The organism is Pseudoalteromonas sp. UG3-2 (assembly GCF_037120705.1).
Classification (GTDB): domain Bacteria; phylum Pseudomonadota; class Gammaproteobacteria; order Enterobacterales; family Alteromonadaceae; genus Pseudoalteromonas.
On sequence record NZ_JAWLJU010000002.1, the window covers coordinates 750199 to 768230 of the forward strand.

An 18032-nucleotide genomic window follows, 5' to 3' on the forward strand; every position below is an offset into this window, starting at 1 on the left:
CACTCTGCTGGAATTTAAAGGGGCCTCTTAGGGCTACAGAATCAAAGGCCGATTTGCTGTTTTCTCTGTGACAAAGCTTTTAGCTATTCTGGCAAATATTGCTAAATAAATTGACTATATCGGACTTTTGGTAGGGCTTTGTGATGACATCATCAAATAAGGTATTGAGCTCTTTTTCTTGAAAGACATCGGCGGTGACCGCTACTTTCGGTTTGCTTACCCCTTGTGACTTTAGTTGCTTCAAGGCTTCAATCCCAGACATTCCTGGTAAATTAATGTCTAGTAGAAAAATGTCGAAGCTTTGCAAACTGGCTTTGCTGAGTAAGGCTTCGGCATCATCAAAAATGGTAAATTGACAGCCAAGCTGTTGCAATACTGCCTTAATTAACATTTGATTTAGGGGATTGTCTTCAACAACGCACACCCGAATGTTATCAAACTGCGCTTGCTGTGGTGTCGGTGTTAGAGTTGTCGAAGAGCAAGCCTCAATTGGCAAGGTGATGGTCACCACAGTGCCTTTTTTTAGTGCACTGCTGAGTTTAATGGTACCAGCCATTAACTCGACTAATCCTTTGGTGATGCAAAGTCCAAGGCCGGTGCCCTCTTTTCTTTGCATGCCTACTTGTTTGTATTTATCAAACAACAGCGCCTGATCTTTTTTACTGATCCCCACTCCCTGATCGGCCACTTCAATATGTAACTGCTCATCGATAAGAGCAAAGCGCACATTCACTTTCTTGCCCTTGGGGGTAAACTTAATGGCATTACTGACAATATTGCTAATGATTTGCGAAAGCTTGGTTTTGTCGAGATAAAAAGCGCGGCCAGACAAATCACTGTCAACGTCGCTGTGCAGCACCACACCACTTTGCTTAGCCTTTACGCTAAGCATGTTGATAATGCGTGCTAAAAAAGAGCCTAACATCAACTTTTGCGGTTTTAGCTCCATTTTACCGGCGTATATCTTTTCGAGGTCGAGAACAGAATTGACGATTTCAAGCAGTTGCTGGCCACTAAAATCAATGCTTTCAATGTAGTTAACATGCTCTGGCGGCAAGGTTTGCACCTCTGGTGCATTTTTTAAAATTTCACTAAAGCCGGTAATGGCGTTTAATGGGGTGCGTAACTCGTGACTGATGGTGGATAAAAACTCATCCTTGGCATTGCCTAATTTCTCCAACGCTTTTATTTTCACTCGCAGCTCAAGTTGTGCGATGACTTGCTTTGCCAAGATTTCCAGTGCCAACTTTTGTTCTTCGCTTAGTTTACTGGGTTTATCACTGATAGCACATAACGTGCCTATGGCTTGACCATTGGGGGCTTTTAAAGGCGCGCCGGCGTAAAAGCGGATTTTTGGTTCACCAGTGACCAAGGGATTATCGGAAAAACGGGCGTCTAGCTCGGTGTCTTCCACTTCAAAAATGTGTTCATGTAAAATGGTATGGGCACAAAAGGCGACATCGCGGCTGGTTTCAGTGGCGTCTAACCCTACCTTAGATTTAAACCATTGGCGGTCTTCATCGACCAAACTCACTAAGGAAATGGGCGTACCACAAATGACCGAAGCGAGTTGAGTAATGTCATCGAAGCATTGCTCGGCTTCGGTATCCAATACCTCGTAGAGTTTGAGAGTTTCTAACCTTTGTGTTTCGTCTTTTGGCAGCGGCGCACTTTGCATTATTGATTTGCTCCTTAATATCCATATATGACTCTAGCACTTAGCATAAAGCTAAGCCATGATCATTGAGATACACTATGAAGTTTTTTCCTTCGTCGATTACCTGAACACCTTATTATAGCTCGCCACTACTTTAACAGCGCCTTTGATGCTAGTGTTGCTGTAATAGTGTAATAAACGGTATAGCAATTTAGATGTTTTGGTCGGAAAAAGAAAAAGGCACCATTGAAATGATAGTCGCCATGGTGCTTTCGGGCACTATTGGCTATTTTGTGGTTAGCTCAGGGCAGTCTTTTTGGAATGTGGTGTTCTTTCGCTGTGTGATCGGCGCCATCTGCTTACTTGCGTATGTTGCCTACACCAAACAGTTTTCCCGTCAGCTTTTAACGCCACAAGCCTTTGCTGTGGTGTTACTTGGCGGTATGACACTGGTCGCTAATTGGCTGTTGCTGTTTGCCTCCTTTGAATACATCGCGTTTTCTATCGCCATTATTGCCTATCATATGCAACCCATTATGTTGGTGCTGCTAAGCGCCATTATTTATAAACAACTACCCAGTGTTGCGGTTATATTTTGGCTCTGCACCGCTGTTATCGGCTTATGGTTAGTGGTTGATGTGGATTATCAAAACCTTATCTCTGTGCTTTTCTCAAGCTCTGAAGACACTGCGGTGTATGGTCTGTTATTGGCCTTGGGTGCAGCCTTTTTTTATACTTTAACGACGCTACTGACGAAAAAGGTCAGTCATCTGCCCTCGGCGGTAGTGGCGGTGATCCAAATTTTATTTGGTGGCGTGTTTTTATTGCCTTGGGTGGATTTTTCCGCGCTGCCAGAATCCACTATTCAGTGGGGGCATATTATGATGCTGGGTGTGGTGAATACCGGTTTTATGTACGTGATAATGTATGACGCCTTTGCCCGCTTACACACTACGGTCATCGCCATTCTATCGTTCATTTACCCCATTGTGGCGCTGCTGGTCGACTTCGCGGCCTTTGATCACACCATATCGTTACTGCAAGGTATTGGCATTGTGCTTATATTAACGGCGGTTGCAGCTGTAAAGTTAGATTGGCGGTTAGGCCGGTTATTTCGGCCCAAGCGACAACCACTTTAGTGCTATAAAGGAGCAAATCTCAACCAAGCCGTTATTTATCACGGGGTTTAAACTCCAAAACTTGGGCATTAATGCAATACCTATCGGCGCGATTAGGGCCTTCGTTTTCAAACACATGGCCTAAGTGAATACCGCTGCTTTTTGAGCGTATTTCAGTGCGCACCATGCCATGGCTTAAATCACGATGGTAAGTAACACTACCCGCCACGGGTTGAGTAAACGACAACCAGCCGGTGCCAGAGTTAAAGCGGTCTTGAGTATCAAACAGCGGTTTGCCACTGAGCTTATCTACAAACACCCCCTCTGGGGTATTTTTAAAAATGTCATATTGCTGGCAAAAAGGCCGTTCGGTGCCTTTTTGAAAAGCAATTTCATAGGCCTCCGACTGCCCTAATTTAAACGCGCCGAGCGCTTGATAAAACGACTCTCTATCCATAAAACCTTGGAAGCCCGCCACTTCGGTGCCATTTTCTAAAAATAAAATCGTGGGTGTCGCCCAGGTCGCGGTAGTAATACTAAGCTGCTGTAATTGATCGGCATAGCGGTAATGCAAAGGGATATCCCCCTGGTAATCGTTCAACACTTGGTTTTTTAGCTTTTCACAGTAAGGACAGTAGTTTTTAGCATCAATGATGACGATGTGTTTGCCAGTTAGCAAAGCACGATTATCGACCTCTGTGGTGGCAACAGGAGCAAAGGTGACACCGGTGCTGTGATCTGGGCAATAACCATTGGGGTTTTTGGCCAAGTAATTCTGATGGTACTCCTCTGCTGGATAAAACTTCCGTAAAGGCTTTATGGCAGTGGTGATCTCGCCGTAACCTGCCTTCGTCAATAACGTTTGAAACTGCGCTTTGGTGCGCTCTGCCGTTTGCTTTTGTTGTTCATCCGTGTATAACACGATGGAACGATATTGAGTGCCTATGTCGTTGCCCTGACGGTTTTTTTGTGTCGGATCATGGCTCTCAAAGTATTGCTGTAATAAGCGCTCTGTACTGATCAGGTTGGCATTGTAAGTAACCTTGACCACCTCAGCGTAGTTGTTTGGGTCGAAGCGACGACTGGGTTTGATAATTTCTCGATAGCTGGGGTAAAACCCTTTACCATCGGCATACCCCGATTCCGCATCTAATACCCCTTTGATGTTTTCGTAGCGCTTCTCTGGTCCCCAAAAGCAGCCCGAGCCCAGCACCAAAGACTTAATGTGACTGCTGGCGCCATCCACCTCCACTGACATTTTCGAATTTGCCGTGTTCATGCCCGAGTAGGCGCTTGCAGCAATCATGCTCCCCACTAACAAAGCGATACTAATTAACTTCATGCTCTCCCCTTATATACTGTGATGCAATCGCTTAGTGCCCTTGAATGAACTAAATGAATCGCACTGCGTAACAATAAAGACCGCCTGCTTTGCTGTATTATTTCACCGTGATTACTTTAGATACGTAATGAGCAAGGGTATAGTTTTTAGTGTGAGCAAAGCAGCACAAAATCACGTTATAAGGAGAGGCTGTGAGTAAGATCAGCGAAAATATCTATGAAAAGTTAACCAATGACGATGCAGCAAGAGCGTGTAAAGCCATTGATGACAAAGCATGCAAAGAAGTGCCCGGTAATTATTTATTGATCCTTATCAGCCAGTTATTCAGCAAGCTCGGGGATGCTCTACTCAACCCTAAAATCACCCTCCCATGGCTAATGCAGTCCTTAGGCGCCCCCGCTTACATGATTTCGGCGTTAGTTCCTATCCGCGAGTCGGGTTCGCTTATTCCCCAGCTAATCATCGGGCAGTGGGTGCGCAGCCAATCTCGGCGTAAGTTTTTGTGGTCTTTCGGTGCTTTAATTCAAGCACTGTGCGTTGCCGCCATGGCAGCGCTGGCGTGGCAACAGTCTGAAAACCTCGTATATGCTTGGTTAGTGCTGGGCTTATTGGTCATATTCAGCCTTGCCAGAAGCCTCAGCTCCGTGTCATCAAAAGATGTCCTTGGCAAAACCATTCCCAAACAAAAACGTGGACAGCTAAATGGTCAAGCGGCCTCGTTAAGTGGTTTAGTCACGGTCACCTTTGGCGTGGGCTTATATTTAGCCGCCACCACGCTCGATAGTGTTAATTTTGTCTTAACCCTTGTGCTGGCAGCCATTTTTTGGGTCGTCGCTGCCTTGTGCTTTGGGAAAATTAAAGAATACCCAGGGGCTACCGAAGGGGGCAAAAATGGCTTACAGCAAATTAAAGAAGAGGTAAGCCTGCTAAAAACTGAGCCACTACTGAAAAAATTTATTTTAGCGCGTGGGCTGTTATTAAGCTCAGCCTTAATTCCGCCCTACTTTACCGTGCTGGCGCAACAGCACATTGGCGCAGGCGCTTGGGTGCTGGCATTGCTATTGGGCGTATCGGGCTTAGCTAGCTTGTCTAGCGGCGCATTTTGGGGAAAGATGGCCGACCGCTCGAGCAAACAAGTGATGATATTTGGTGGCTTAATCACCGTCGCCATTACCAGCTTACTGACGTTAAGTTCGCTCTATTTTCCTGCGCTCATGGCACAACTATGGTTTATTCCGGTGTGCTACTTTGTTATTGCCATTGCTCACCAAGGTGTGCGGGTCGGTAGAAAAACTTACGTAGTGGATATGGCAGAAGGAAACAAACGCACCAGTTATGTCACCTTAAGTAACACTATTATTGGCTTTGTGTTACTACTAACCAGCTTACTGGGTATTGTGGCCGCCATTTACTCCATTGAAGCACTGCTTGGCCTCTATATTTTAATCACCATTGCCGGTGTAATCGTAACGGCCAAACTTGACAATGTCACTGAACGGTAAAAGCCGTTAACTCAACGACAAACAGTGTCAAAAAAGGTCATTTTAAGGTAAAACACAGCAATTTTAGTTATCTGAGGATAAATCTATGTCTTTGAAAACTCGCCTTTCAGCCTTGGCGTTAGCATTAACAAGTGCTACGGCGGCACAAGCTGCGAATATCGAATTTAATACCAAACTAGTCGATGCCGATGCCCTTGTTATTTTTCAAGCAGGTGAAAGCACTACCGATTTAGACTTTTTAGACCGTGACACTCGCAAACAGTTAGAGCGTGCCATTGCTGCAGAAAAATTCAAAGGCGGCTATGGTAAAACCCTTGAAGTGTTGGCTCCGGTCGATTCTGACTATGAACGTATTTACTTGGTTGGCGTAGGCGATAGCGAGCAGTTAAATGCCAGCAAAATGACCAAGCTAGGTGGTAATTTACATGCCAAATTCGAAGCCAAAGAGCTGGCGCACGTTGCCCTTGCTTTTGATACGTTAAACGGCGAGTTAGAAAACGCCGAGCTGGCGGCGCAATTTGCCCATGGTGCAAACCTTCGTGATCATACCTTTGAAGTGTACAAAAAAGAGCCCAGCACGTTTAACGTCAGCTACCACATTGATGTGGCAGATAAAGCAGCTGCAAGCGAGCAGTATAAAGCCCTTGAGCACATTCAAGCTGGGGTATTTTTGGCCCGCGATTTAACCTCAGAGGTTGCTACTGAAATGACCCCCGTTGACTTTGCCAATGCTGCAAAAGAGCTAGAGCAGTATGGCGTTGAAGTCAAAGTACTCGAGCCTAAAGAAATCAAAGAGCTGGGCATGGGTGCACTGGAAGCCGTAGGTCGCGGCAGTGAGCAAGGTGCTCGATTGGTGGTGGCCCATTACAAAGGCAATGATAACACCCCTATCGCGTTGGTGGGCAAAGGCATTACCTTTGATTCAGGTGGTTACAACATCAAAACTGGCTCTTCTATATCTCGTATGAAGTCGGATATGGCCGGTGCTGCAGCAGTGCTTGGCACAGTCAAAGCAATGGCAAAAGCCAAAGCAGACGTAAACGTTGTGGCCGTTATGGGCATGGCAGCCAACATGGTGTCGCAGCATTCATTTGCCCCTGGTGATGTTCTGCGTACTGCTGAAGGGTTAAGTGTTGAAGTACTTAACACCGACGCCGAGGGCCGCTTGGTACTATCAGATGCATTATGGTATGCCCGTGAATTCTACAAACCTGAAATCATGGTCGACGTGGCTACGCTAACAGGTTCAAAAATTCGTGCCGTCGGTAACCGTTACTCTGCAATTTTCTCTGAAGACGATTACCTTATTAACGAGTTTACTAGTGCTGGTAAGGTAGTAAACGAGAACGTGTGGCGTTTACCGCTAGGTTATAAAGACAAACTAAAGTCGAACATTGCGGATTTACAAAACATTGGTTCAGGTGGACCAGGTGCAACCACCGCAGCAACGTTCCTACAGCAATTTACTGGCGATACCCGTTGGGTACATATTGATATAGCCGGTAATGCTCTGGCCAGTTCAGCCAAAGACGAAGTGCCTTCAGGCGGCACAGGCTATGGCGTCCGCCTACTAAGCGAGTGGTTATTAAACAACAAATAATCTTCGCTTAAAGCTAAAAAGCCAAGCCATGGAGCTTGGCTTTTTTGTGTCCCCCAATTTAGGGCACAACATTTTATTAAAACACCATCAACTCACCGTTGTTGGTAGCAATAATTTCGTTTCATTTGTTAGGTATGATATAAAATTCAGCAAACCAATAAGATGAGCGTATTGCATTCATGTCTGATATTCAGTGTTATCTGCTGGGAGAAAACGCCCTAGTCGTCGAATTAACAGCTCACAGTAAGAGTGACAATAAGGAAGCGCAAAAGCCCTTTGCTTTGCAACAATGGTTGGCTAAAAGTAGTGACTTTATTGATATCGTGCCGGCAGAGCGTTCTGTTACCGCTTATTTGAAGCCCGGTTGTGATAGTAAAGCTTGGCAAGCCGCCATTTTAGAACATTGGCCAGACCTTGAGGTGGGCGAGCTAGAACCAAACCAGCATACCATTGCGGTTGACTATTCTGACCAACCCGGTTCGGATTTAACTACTGTCGCGGCAGAGCTCGGCTTATCGGAGCAGGAAGTGATTGCCCTTCACAGTGGTGCTGAGTATCAAGTCCAGTTTATTGGCTTTTTGCCCGGCTTTGCCTACCTAAGTGGCTTACCTAGCCAGTTGCAGTTACCGCGTAAAACCACCCCCGCCACCAAAGTAGCAAAAGGCAGTGTTGCCATTGCTGGGGCCTACAGTGCCATTTACCCAACTGAGTCGCCAGGTGGCTGGCATGTACTTGGGATCACTCATTGTGATTTGTTCGACCCTCATTCCGACTCAGTGAGCTTACTACAACCAGGTGATAAGGTGCGTTTTATTGCTAAGGAGCAGTCATGTTAGTTGTTCATAAGCCAGGGCCGATGGCCACCATCCAAGATCTGGGTCGAACAGGCAGTCGCCATCTTGGTGTCAGTAATTGCGGCGTGCTCGACCCATTCGCTGTGGCCATTATCAATAAATTGTTAGGGAACGATGACAACACCCCAGTGATTGAAATCACCATAGGGTTATGCGAATTCGAATTTACCGCCAGTACTAACTTTGCCATTGGCGGCGGCGATCTCAACGCGCAACTGAATGGTCAGCCCATTTATCCCGGTTGGCGCTACAGCGCAGCAGCCGGTGACAAGCTGGTGTTTAAACAAAATCGCGACAATCTGCGCGGCTATTTGGCTGTCGCTGGTGGCTTTAACAACCTAGACCACCACCTAGGCTCGGCTGCCACTGACTTAATGTCTCACTTTGGTGGCTTTAACGGCCGCAAACTGGCCGCAAGAGACAATCTCGGTTACCAACCGCAAGCTGCGAAACCACAGCGCGGGGCGCTACAACCTAACTATGAAAAGCTTATTCGTTACATTCCGGGCCCTCATAGCGATTATGCCTCTGGTAATGCCACTGAAATACTTAACACCACCATTTGGAAAGTGAACCCCAGTAGCAACCGCATGGGGATACGCCTGAGTCAACATCAGCAATTAACACATCAGCAAAGCATTGCTACTCAAGCCGTCCACCCAGGTGTGATCCAACTGCCACCCAGTGGTGAGCCCATCATATTGTTAAACGATTGCCAAACCACGGGAGGTTACCCCATTATTGGCGCTGTGATTACAGCCGATCTTAGGCATTTAAGCCAGCTGGGTGCTGGTGACTGCATCCACCTGCAAGCAATCGACCTAAAGCGCGCGCAACAAGCCCAGTTACAAACACAAGCGCATCTCAATCAATTGCAGCTGGCACTGCACTATAAAGAATAACACCATGACGGAACTCAATTTATTGCCACTCGTCGGCATCATCGTGATAATTATTGGCTTTGCCATGCGCTTTAATCCTCTGTTAGTGGTCAGCGTTGCTGGGCTCATAACAGGCTGGGCTGTGGGGATTGATTTTATAAGCTTAATTGCCAACTTTGGTGAAAAGTTTATGAATGCGCGGCAATTAGCCAGCTTTTTACTCATTTTGCCGGTGATTGCGCTATTAGAGCGTTATGGCTTGCAGCAACGTGCCAAAGCTTGGGTTGCGAGTATTAAGGGGGCCACCACCGCGCGAATTTTAAGTTTGTATTTTGTTGTGCGGGAATGCTCCGCCGCATTGGGGTTATTAAGTTTAGCGGGCCAAGCCCAAACCGTACGGCCATTACTGGCGCCCATGGCGGTTGGCGCCACGGCCAATCAGTACGGTGACTTGCCGAAAGAAATTAAAGACTTAATTGGTGCCCACGCAGCGGCCTGCGACAACGTTGCGGTGTTTTTTGGTGAAGATATTTTTATCGCCTTTGGTGCAGTCCTCTTGATGGATGCATTTTTACAAGAGAACGGCATTGCAGGCATTGAGCCTTTGCACATTGGGCTATGGGCTATTCCAACGGCCATTGCCGCGCTAATCGTGCATTTATTCCGGTTAGCACGATTGGAAACGCACATTCGTAAAGCCATTGCTGAGCATCGGCAAAAAGCCAGCAAAAACGCAGCAGAGACAGCGGATGATTCTGCCCAATTGCGCGAGGAAACAGTATGACACCAGTTAGTCATGAACAACATGCCAGCGCCCTATTAACCATTGAAAATATCTATTTACTCATTGGCTTTGTGGTGATGTTCTTGGTGGTAAAAACCTTACAAGATAAGCAGCATCCCAAGCGCTTCACCACCGCCTTATTTTGGTTCCTATTTGGCTCTGTGTTTGTATTTGGCGATGCGTCAATCGCCCTCGTTGGTGAGCAACTCACATACCTCTGGGTAGGCGTTGCTGTCATCATTATTGCTCTCCTGGCTGGCTTAAACTTGGTCTCCATGGGGCATTATGAGCTTCCAGAGGAGCAAGCTAAACAGCAAGATGCTGAGCGCTTAGGTAATAAACTCTTTATACCTGCGGTTATGATCCCAATGGTGACGGTTATTTGCACCCTTATCTTGGGCGATATCAAACTAGCCGGTTGGCATCTTTTTGACCAACAGCATGTTACCCTGAGCGCCCTCACCTTGGCCTGTGGCTTGGCACTGCTAGCCAGTTGGAAAATCACCGGTGGCACGCCCGTGCGGGCATTGTCAGAATCCCGTCGGCTAGTGGACTCCATTGGCTGGGCCGCCATTTTGCCACAAATGTTGGCGATGCTCGGCGGCGTGTTTATCGTCGCCAACACCGGCACCGCTATCCAAGAGTTGGTGACGCTGTTTATCTCACCCGATAACCGCTTTATGCTGGTGGCTTTATACTGTATCGGCATGGCGTTATTTACTATGGTCATGGGCAATGCCTTTGCCGCTTTTCCAGTGATGACTGCTGGGGTCGCTTTGCCCTTTCTAATTCAAGGGCACGGCGCCAACCCTGCTGCCCTAGTTGCCATTGGTATGTATTCTGGCTACTGCGGCACCTTAATGACACCCATGGCAGCCAATTTCAATATTGTCCCTGCCGCCTTATTAGACCTGAAAGACAAGTATCAAGTGATTAAAGTGCAGATCCCCACCGCGTTAACCTTGTTATTTATTAATATTTTGTTGATGTATGGAGTAATTTTTTAGATGGCTAAATTCAATCAACCTTGCGTACTGGTTACCGGATTCGCTCCGTTTGGCGGTGAAACCATCAATCCCTCTTGGCAACTGGCACAACAACTTGATGGTGAGACCATTGAGGGCCATCTGGTGCACAGTAAAGAGCTGCCTTGTGAATTTGAGGCTAGCTTGGCAGCGCTGTATCAAGCCATCGACAAATACCACCCCAGCGTGGTGATCAGTTTAGGCCAAGCCGGTGGGCGCTGTGATATTTCTATCGAACGTGTCGCTATCAACATCAACGACGCCAGAATTGCAGATAATAAAGGCCAACAACCAATCGACACACCAGTGATTGCCGGTGGTCCCGCAGCGCATTTCGCTACGTTACCAATCAAAGCCATGCTGCAAAGTGCCTTACAAGCTGGGATCCCTGCCAGTATTTCGAATACTGCGGGGACGTATGTTTGTAATCATGTGATGTATGGCCTTCTTGAATACATCCAGCAACATGACCTTAATTGCCGGGCCGGCTTCGTTCATATCCCTTATTTACCAAGCCAAGCTGCGCACCATAAAGGTGCAGCAAGCATGTCGTTAGACACTCTAGTTCAAGGCCTAAAAGTGATGCTAACTCGTGCCATAAACCAGCACCATGACATTAAGTTCGTTGCCGGTACCACGCATTAGCACCAAGGTGGTGCAATAGCGCACCATTTCGAGCATAAAAAAACCGCATTTGTGTCTTTTTAGTGTGTGACTTATCAAATTTTTTTTGGTAGAACGGATTGTAGCTCAAACTAACGAGCTATTTATACACACTGTCTACATGGCTTTCCAGCCATAGCAATAAACTATGAATAATGCTGTAGGCAACAACAGGAATGAGGAAATTATGTGTTCAATTTTTGGTGTGCTGGACATTAAGTCCGACCCACTTTGGCTGCGCGAGCAAGCCATCGAAATGTCAAAAAAACTGCGCCACCGTGGGCCTGATTGGTCTGGGGTATATTCATCCGATAAGGCGATTTTAGTCCATGAACGCTTGGCGATTGTGGGCGTTTCCAGTGGCGCTCAACCGCTGTATAACCCTGAACAAACGCATATTTTGGCGGTCAATGGCGAGATCTATAACCACAAAGAACTAGCGGAATCACTCACGGTGCCTTTTACTTTTCAGACCCAATCAGACTGCGAAGTGATTTTGGCGCTGTATAAGCAAAAAGGCCCTGAGTTCTTAGACGATCTTAATGGCATCTTTGCCTTTTGTTTATATGATGAAGAGCAAGATGCCTTTTTAATTGGCCGTGACCATATTGGTATTATTCCGCTTTACACCGGTCGTGATCAAAGTGGTAACCTCTATGTCGCTAGTGAAATGAAAGCACTGACGCCAATTTGCAGCCAAATTGAAGAGTTTCCTCCTGGCCATTATTGGTACTCCAAAGAAGGCGGACCGCGCCCTTACTACCAGCGTGACTGGCAAGACTATGACGCGGTAAAGCATAACCCCGCCGAGGTGAACGAGGTTAAGCAAGGGTTAGAAGCCGCAGTGAAACGCCAGCTTATGTGTGATGTTCCGTATGGCGTGCTGCTTTCTGGTGGCCTTGATTCGTCAGTGATTTCGGCCATCACACAACAATTTGCTGCGAAACGGATTGAAGATAACGATGCCAGTGACGCTTGGTGGCCAAAACTGCACTCCTTTTCCATTGGCCTTGAAGGCTCTCCGGATTTAGCTGCAGCACAAAAGGTCGCGGATCAAATTGGTACGGTTCACCACCCTATTCACTTTACCGTGCAACAAGGGATCGATGCCCTAAAAGAGGTGATCTATCACCTAGAAACCTACGATGTTACAACCGTGCGGGCCTCTACCCCAATGTACTTAATGGCTCGTTACATTAAGGCCATGGGCATAAAAATGGTGCTCTCTGGTGAAGGTGCCGATGAGTTGTTTGGTGGTTACCTTTATTTCCACAAGGCCCCTAACGCAAAAGAGTTCCACAATGAGCTTAACCGTAAGGTATCTAAACTGCATATGTTTGACTGCTTGCGTGCCAATAAATCGATGGCCGCTTGGGGGGTTGAAGCTCGGGTGCCGTTTTTAGATAAAGAGTTTGTCGACATCGCTATGCGCACTAATCCGGATTATAAAATGTGTAAGGATGGCCGTATCGAGAAGCATATTATTCGTGAAGCCTTTGACGGTTACCTGCCGGACGATGTGCTGTGGCGACAAAAAGAGCAATTTTCCGATGGCGTTGGCTATTCTTGGATAGACTCTTTGAAGGAATATGTGGAGCAACAAGTGAGCGATGTAGAGTTACAAAACGCCCATTATCGCTTCCCCATTAACACCCCGGACAGCAAAGAGGCGTATTTTTATCGCACCATTTTTGCCGAGCACTTTCCCGGAGATGCCGCCGCCCAGTGTGTGCCATTTGGCAAGTCGGTAGCTTGCTCAACCCCTGAGGCACTGGCATGGGATGAAGCGTTTCAGAAAAATGCCGACCCATCTGGCCGTGCGGCCAGTTCGCACAATGATGCCTACAAACCGCAAAAGTAGGATAATAACGACTGAGAGACAAGCTCTCTCAGTCGTTACGCTTAAATAAAGCGCTTAATAATAAAGTCGACTTTGACTCGTTTAGCTTGACCTAAAAGCTTTTTCACCGGCGCCGGATAATCCGCCAGTGTTTCTAAGTCTTCATGGGACGTGAGTCGCCGACAATGTTGTAATATCGCTTGCTTTTCTGCTTCAATTTGCGGCAATAAGCTTTGCTCGGGATCTTCTATCAAAATCCCATTCTCGATATCTAACCCCCAGGCTCTGGGGTTTAAGTTGTGGCCACTCATTAGGTGTGTGGTGCCATCTTTACTGACGCCTTTTAGGTGAAATGAGTGGTTATCGTGTTGCCACAAATAGACGTTTAAATCGCCTGAGGCGATAAAGCGGCGTTGTGATTTGATAAATTTATATAAAATTGTCTCGTACAAGTACGGCAGTGCGCCAATGCGACTAAACGGTTGCTCGGGGCTAATGTAAAAGTCATTGGCGGTTTTATCCCCCACCACAATAGTGACTTTTTTGCCTTGCTTCAGTAGGCGGCGCAGCGAGCGCAGTAATGGAGCTGGAAAGTTAAAATACGGTGTATACAGCACTAACTCCTGCTCAGTGGTGTCAAACAGCGCTTTAATTAAGCGATTCAGTTTATTGGTTCTACGACCAAAACCTAGGTATGGCCTAATGGTTAAGCCACTGCGGCTGTCGGCTTCACTGAGGTCATAACTGGCTTTTTTCAGTTGCTTCATTAATTGCTTTTGTTCAGTGCGAATGTCGAGCAACTTAGGCAATGGGCGTTTATCAAGCCTTGGTACGGCGTCGGAGGCGATTAATACCGAGTCGGTGAAATGACAAAAGCTATTGGCAAGCTGCTTTTGTTTAATCACAAAATAGCGATCCAAGCGATACTTATCACCTTGGTGTAAATACACATTATTTAAGCTGGCGCCGCTGTAAAGTAAGGTATCGTCGATGACAAAGCCTTTTAAGTGCAATACACCAAATAGCTCTTTGGCCTTAACTGGTACGCCATACACTTCAACTTGGGTTGCTAACTTTTCATGCAAGTCGCAATACAGTTTGGCATTGCCCTCTGATTTTTCGGCCCCAATCAGTCCTCGCTGAGCACGATGAAAATCGACCAGTACCTTAACAGTAAGGTTAGGATTATTCCGAGCAGCATCGTGTAATGCATTGAGCACCTGCTGGCCTGCTTCATCGTCTTGAAGATAAAGTGCGGTGATGTAAATTCGCTCCTCGGCCGCTTCTATGAGCTTGAGCAGCGTCTGATGATATTGCTTAGCATCAGTTAAAACCTCACAGTGCTGTGCACTTAGCCCAAATCCTGGGGTATCCTGCCAAAATGCCATATTTACCTTTTCAATTAGACCATCATCGTAGATAGCAAAACAAAATTCTCTAAAACATAACAAAAAAATATCCTGAGGTCATGAATTACTGATGTTTTTTGCCTTTGTACCTGTGTTTTGCTGGCTTCTCGTACAGGAACTAAACAAACAGTACAGTTATTTTGACAACTGGCCTATTTAAAGAAAATTGGATTACGATTTTTTATTTACTTCGCTATTGAATTAAATAGAATCGAACAAACTTTTGCTTAATAGCATAAATTAGATTGAGTTAGGAAAAATACATGAGCGATGCAAAACACTGCAAACTTTTAATTTTGGGTTCTGGCCCTGCTGGTTACACGGCTGCGGTTTACGCTGCACGTGCTAATTTAAATCCAGTTTTGGTTACCGGCATGCAGCAAGGTGGTCAGTTAACCACCACCACAGAAGTAGAAAACTGGCCAGGCGATGCTCACGGTCTTACTGGGCCGGCATTAATGGAGCGCATGAAAGAACATGCCGAACGCTTTGAAACCGAAATTGTTTTCGATCACATCAACAAAGTCGATGTCTCTAAGCGCCCATTCACGTTAACCGGCGACCAAGGCACCTATACCTGTGATGCATTAATTATTGCCACAGGTGCATCGGCTAAATACCTAGGGCTAGAATCTGAAACGGCATTCCAAGGTCGCGGCGTGTCAGCCTGCGCCACGTGCGATGGCTTCTTCTACCGTGGTCAAAAGGTCGCTGTAGTCGGCGGTGGTAACACAGCCGTTGAAGAGGCGTTATACCTTTCAAATATTGCCGAAGAAGTGCACGTAATTCACCGTCGTGAGTCATTCCGCAGTGAAAAGATTTTGTCTGACCGCTTAATGGAAAAAGCCAAAAACGGCAATGTTGTACTGCACCTTAACCGTACCCTAGACGAAGTGCTAGGTGACGACATGGGTGTTAATGGTATCCGCATTAAAGATACTCAGTCTGATGCCACTGAACAGCTAGACTTAGCGGGCGTATTTATTGCCATTGGCCATAAGCCAAACACCGACATGTTCGAAGGCCAACTGGAAATGAAAGACGGTTACCTTATCGTGCAGTCAGGTCTCAATGGTAATGCCACGCAAACCAGTGTTGAAGGTGTGTTTGCTGCCGGTGATGTATCTGATCATATCTACCGTCAAGCCATCACCTCAGCTGGCACAGGGTGCATGGCAGCACTTGATGCTGAACGTTTCTTAGACGGTCTATAAATAATTGTTCGGGCCAGTGCGCTGGCCCGCTTTCCTCCATGCAATAATTTGCTATATTGGTTTACAGTAACCATTATGCCCATGCCCAAATGACTCAGCAGCTGTTTCACTTAACTCCAGATAACTTTACTTTTCCTCCTAATCACTTTGCCCTTAAAGAACCCGATGGCCTACTTGCCGTGGGCGGTTGTTTAACCGTAAAAAGGCTAGAAAACGCCTATAGTAATGGTATTTTCCCTTGGTTTAGCGAAGGCGAACCCTTGATGTGGTGGAGCCCCAGTGAGCGCGGCATACTTGAGCTCAGTGATTTTCATTGTGGTAAAACGTTGCGTAAAGCACAGCGTAAATTACAACCGCGCGTGACCGTTAATACGGCATTCGAGCAAGTGATCCACGCCTGTCGGCAGCAACGAATTGACACTGAGGGCACTTGGATCACCAGCAAAATGCTGCAAGCCTACCAACATGCCCACCGTGCAGGCTTGGCCCACAGTGTTGAAATATGGCAGCAGCAACATCTCGTTGGTGGGCTGTATGGCATTATGCAATCTGGCGTGTTTTGCGGTGAGTCGATGTTTCACCATACAGCCAATGCTTCTAAGCTAGCTATGTGGGCGTTGGTTAACTGGCTAAAGAAACATCAGGCCTGCTTTATAGACTGCCAACTAGAGAACCCCTATTTGCGCAGTTTAGGATTAAAAGTTATACCAAGAGAAGAGTTTTTAGCTAGACTTAAAAAAGCGGAAGACTTTGTTCCTCCCGCCTCCATGTGGCAGCCTCAGGAGTTGAAAGATATCTATGAATGAGCACTTTCCTTCTAAAATTGGACTGAGCCAACAGTTTGCATGTAGCTACCTGACAGAGCAACAGGAGCAGCTCTTGGTTATCTTGGACCCGAGTTGTTATCAAGCCGATAAATTTGAGCAATTATTGGGCTTGGGTTTTCGTCGCAGTGGCGACCAAATTTATCGCCCGCATTGCCCTTCTTGCCACGCCTGCCAATCGGTCAGGGTGTTGGCAAAACACTACCAACCCAGCAGGTCACAAAAACGCAAACGCAATAAGCTAAACAGCGACCAATATCGCATCACCGTTAGCCATCAGGAACGCCATGAGTATTATCCGCTGTATGAGCGCTACATCAGTTTGCGCCACCAAGATGGTACTATGTACCCGCCAAACCGGGTGCAATACGAAAGCTTTTTATTCTGTCGTTGGATGAACATTATGTTCATCGAATTATGGCACCAAGACAAGCTTATTGCTGTTGCGGTGACGGATTCGATGCCAAACTCACTGTCGGCAATCTACACCTTTTTTGACCCTGATTATGAACACCTTAGTTTGGGGTCGATTATGATCATGGCGCAAATTGAACATGCAGCAAAGCAACAAAAAGACTACCTTTACCTTGGCTACCAAATTAATCAATGTCGAAAAATGCGTTACAAAACGCAATTTTTACCGGCTGAAATGCTGGCAAACGACCGTTGGACTGCGGTGCAAAAAAGTTAGGGTGTGCTGCTCTTGCTGCTGTGTGTTTACGATTAGTTAAACGCATTTATTGTGCTATAATGCAGCATTCGCAGATTATTGTACCGTTAAAAATCACATTTACGCTGCACAGCATGTGATAAAAGCGGCAACCTAGCTGTTGTTACGCTAATAATTAACAAAAAAACGGCTGGTAACTTTACTTATCCCCCGCTTTTGGGCAAAATCTGCTTCGATTAATTTAACCAAGAGGTGATACGCTACACATGGCGAAAGAAGACGTAATTGAAATGCAAGGCACGGTCCTTGATACACTACCAAATACAATGTTCCGTGTTGAACTAGAAAACGGTCACGTTGTCGTTGCTCATATTTCTGGCAAAATGCGTAAGAACTACATCCGTATTTTGACCGGTGACAAAGTAACTGTTGAAATGACGCCTTACGATCTAACTAAAGGTCGCATTGTCTTCCGCGCTCGTTAATCTGCGTATGTAGATTACTACTCGGAGTATCACACTGATACCCAAGAAACCTCAGCAACACTGAAGTTATTTAGGTATAGCGTGGTGTATTGCAATGTCGAGTAGACTACGAACGAATCAAATCAAGTGTTCGCTGTAACATTTGATACCACGAAAAGCCCAGT

At 46.4% G+C, this 18032-nt stretch carries 16 protein-coding genes; 13 read left to right on the forward strand and 3 right to left on the reverse strand.

The window, feature by feature from the left end; genetic code table 11:
• Positions 1-79: 79 nt before the first annotated feature.
• The gene (locus tag R3P39_RS06655) at positions 80-1678 is read right to left on the reverse strand and encodes a GAF domain-containing hybrid sensor histidine kinase/response regulator (RefSeq protein WP_336566464.1); all 1599 of its coding nucleotides are present in this window, start codon (positions 1676-1678) and stop codon (positions 80-82) included.
• A gap of 194 nt (positions 1679-1872) precedes the next feature.
• On the opposite strand from R3P39_RS06655, the gene R3P39_RS06660 reads away from it, so the two are divergent.
• On the forward strand, positions 1873-2796 hold the full coding sequence (locus tag R3P39_RS06660) for a DMT family transporter (RefSeq protein ID WP_336566465.1): 924 nt from the start codon (positions 1873-1875) through the stop codon (positions 2794-2796).
• Positions 2797-2827: 31 nt separating this feature from the next.
• Here R3P39_RS06660 and msrA read toward each other — a convergent pair whose 3' ends face one another.
• Complete coding sequence (msrA, locus tag R3P39_RS06665) at positions 2828-4054, reverse strand: peptide-methionine (S)-S-oxide reductase MsrA (protein ID WP_336569256.1); 1227 nt, start codon at positions 4052-4054, stop codon at positions 2828-2830.
• 254 nt (positions 4055-4308) lie between these two features.
• On the opposite strand from msrA, the gene R3P39_RS06670 reads away from it, so the two are divergent.
• The 8 genes from R3P39_RS06670 to asnB all read left to right on the forward strand — a co-directional run bounded on the left by R3P39_RS06670 (position 4309) and on the right by asnB (position 13287).
• On the forward strand, positions 4309-5619 hold the full coding sequence (locus tag R3P39_RS06670) for an MFS transporter (protein ID WP_336566466.1): 1311 nt from the start codon (positions 4309-4311) through the stop codon (positions 5617-5619).
• A gap of 85 nt (positions 5620-5704) precedes the next feature.
• Complete coding sequence (locus R3P39_RS06675) at positions 5705-7219, forward strand: leucyl aminopeptidase (protein WP_336566468.1); 1515 nt, start codon at positions 5705-5707, stop codon at positions 7217-7219.
• Positions 7220-7398: 179 nt separating this feature from the next.
• Complete coding sequence (gene pxpB / locus R3P39_RS06680; protein WP_336566469.1) at positions 7399-8055, forward strand: 5-oxoprolinase subunit PxpB; 657 nt, start codon at positions 7399-7401, stop codon at positions 8053-8055.
• Positions 8049-8975, forward strand: coding sequence for a biotin-dependent carboxyltransferase family protein (locus tag R3P39_RS06685; protein WP_336566470.1), 927 nt, complete (start codon positions 8049-8051; stop codon positions 8973-8975). The genes pxpB and R3P39_RS06685 overlap by 7 nt, the downstream gene beginning before the upstream one ends.
• A 4-nt stretch (positions 8976-8979) precedes the next feature.
• Positions 8980-9738 (forward strand): DUF969 domain-containing protein, encoded by a 759-nt coding sequence (locus R3P39_RS06690; RefSeq protein ID WP_336566471.1) that lies wholly within the window; start codon positions 8980-8982, stop codon positions 9736-9738.
• Positions 9735-10745, forward strand: a complete 1011-nt coding sequence (locus R3P39_RS06695; protein WP_336566472.1) for a DUF979 domain-containing protein — start codon at positions 9735-9737, stop codon at positions 10743-10745. The genes R3P39_RS06690 and R3P39_RS06695 overlap by 4 nt, the downstream gene beginning before the upstream one ends.
• On the forward strand, positions 10746-11408 hold the full coding sequence (pcp, locus tag R3P39_RS06700; protein WP_336566474.1) for a pyroglutamyl-peptidase I: 663 nt from the start codon (positions 10746-10748) through the stop codon (positions 11406-11408).
• A gap of 205 nt (positions 11409-11613) precedes the next feature.
• Entirely contained in the window at positions 11614-13287 is a 1674-nt protein-coding gene (gene asnB / locus R3P39_RS06705; RefSeq protein WP_336566476.1) for an asparagine synthase B, read from the forward strand.
• Between the two features lie 41 nt (positions 13288-13328).
• On the opposite strand, the gene pssA is transcribed toward asnB, so the two are convergent.
• On the reverse strand, positions 13329-14654 hold the full coding sequence (pssA, locus tag R3P39_RS06710) for a CDP-diacylglycerol--serine O-phosphatidyltransferase (protein ID WP_336566477.1): 1326 nt from the start codon (positions 14652-14654) through the stop codon (positions 13329-13331).
• 284 nt (positions 14655-14938) lie between these two features.
• Here pssA and trxB point away from each other — a divergent pair, with 284 nt between their 5' ends.
• From trxB to infA, 4 genes are all read left to right on the forward strand, one after another.
• Positions 14939-15889, forward strand: coding sequence for a thioredoxin-disulfide reductase (gene trxB / locus R3P39_RS06715; protein ID WP_336566478.1), 951 nt, complete (start codon positions 14939-14941; stop codon positions 15887-15889).
• A gap of 89 nt (positions 15890-15978) precedes the next feature.
• Complete coding sequence (aat, locus tag R3P39_RS06720; protein ID WP_336569257.1) at positions 15979-16695, forward strand: leucyl/phenylalanyl-tRNA--protein transferase; 717 nt, start codon at positions 15979-15981, stop codon at positions 16693-16695.
• Positions 16688-17404 carry an arginyltransferase gene (locus R3P39_RS06725; protein WP_336566480.1) on the forward strand — a complete coding sequence of 239 codons (717 nt, stop codon included), beginning with the start codon at positions 16688-16690 and terminating at the stop codon, positions 17402-17404. Before aat ends, R3P39_RS06725 begins: the two co-directional genes overlap by 8 nt.
• Before the next feature lie 245 nt (positions 17405-17649).
• The gene (gene infA / locus R3P39_RS06730; RefSeq protein ID WP_058029687.1) at positions 17650-17868 is read left to right on the forward strand and encodes a translation initiation factor IF-1; all 219 of its coding nucleotides are present in this window, start codon (positions 17650-17652) and stop codon (positions 17866-17868) included.
• The last annotated feature ends 164 nt before the right edge of the window (positions 17869-18032 follow it).

Coding starts and splice junctions, on each gene's coding strand:
- R3P39_RS06655 (WP_336566464.1), bottom strand. CDS start 1,678: ATGCAAAGTGCGCCGCTGCCAAAAGACGAAACACAAAGGTTAGAAACT.
- R3P39_RS06660 (WP_336566465.1), top strand. CDS start 1,873: ATGTTTTGGTCGGAAAAAGAAAAAGGCACCATTGAAATGATAGTCGCC.
- msrA (WP_336569256.1), bottom strand. CDS start 4,054: ATGAACACGGCAAATTCGAAAATGTCAGTGGAGGTGGATGGCGCCAGC.
- R3P39_RS06675 (WP_336566468.1), top strand. CDS start 5,705: ATGTCTTTGAAAACTCGCCTTTCAGCCTTGGCGTTAGCATTAACAAGT.
- pxpB (WP_336566469.1), top strand. CDS start 7,399: ATGTCTGATATTCAGTGTTATCTGCTGGGAGAAAACGCCCTAGTCGTC.
- R3P39_RS06685 (WP_336566470.1), top strand. CDS start 8,049: ATGTTAGTTGTTCATAAGCCAGGGCCGATGGCCACCATCCAAGATCTG.
- R3P39_RS06690 (WP_336566471.1), top strand. CDS start 8,980: ATGACGGAACTCAATTTATTGCCACTCGTCGGCATCATCGTGATAATT.
- R3P39_RS06695 (WP_336566472.1), top strand. CDS start 9,735: ATGACACCAGTTAGTCATGAACAACATGCCAGCGCCCTATTAACCATT.
- pcp (WP_336566474.1), top strand. CDS start 10,746: ATGGCTAAATTCAATCAACCTTGCGTACTGGTTACCGGATTCGCTCCG.
- asnB (WP_336566476.1), top strand. CDS start 11,614: ATGTGTTCAATTTTTGGTGTGCTGGACATTAAGTCCGACCCACTTTGG.
- pssA (WP_336566477.1), bottom strand. CDS start 14,654: ATGGCATTTTGGCAGGATACCCCAGGATTTGGGCTAAGTGCACAGCAC.
- trxB (WP_336566478.1), top strand. CDS start 14,939: ATGAGCGATGCAAAACACTGCAAACTTTTAATTTTGGGTTCTGGCCCT.
- aat (WP_336569257.1), top strand. CDS start 15,979: ATGACTCAGCAGCTGTTTCACTTAACTCCAGATAACTTTACTTTTCCT.
- R3P39_RS06725 (WP_336566480.1), top strand. CDS start 16,688: ATGAATGAGCACTTTCCTTCTAAAATTGGACTGAGCCAACAGTTTGCA.
- infA (WP_058029687.1), top strand. CDS start 17,650: ATGGCGAAAGAAGACGTAATTGAAATGCAAGGCACGGTCCTTGATACA.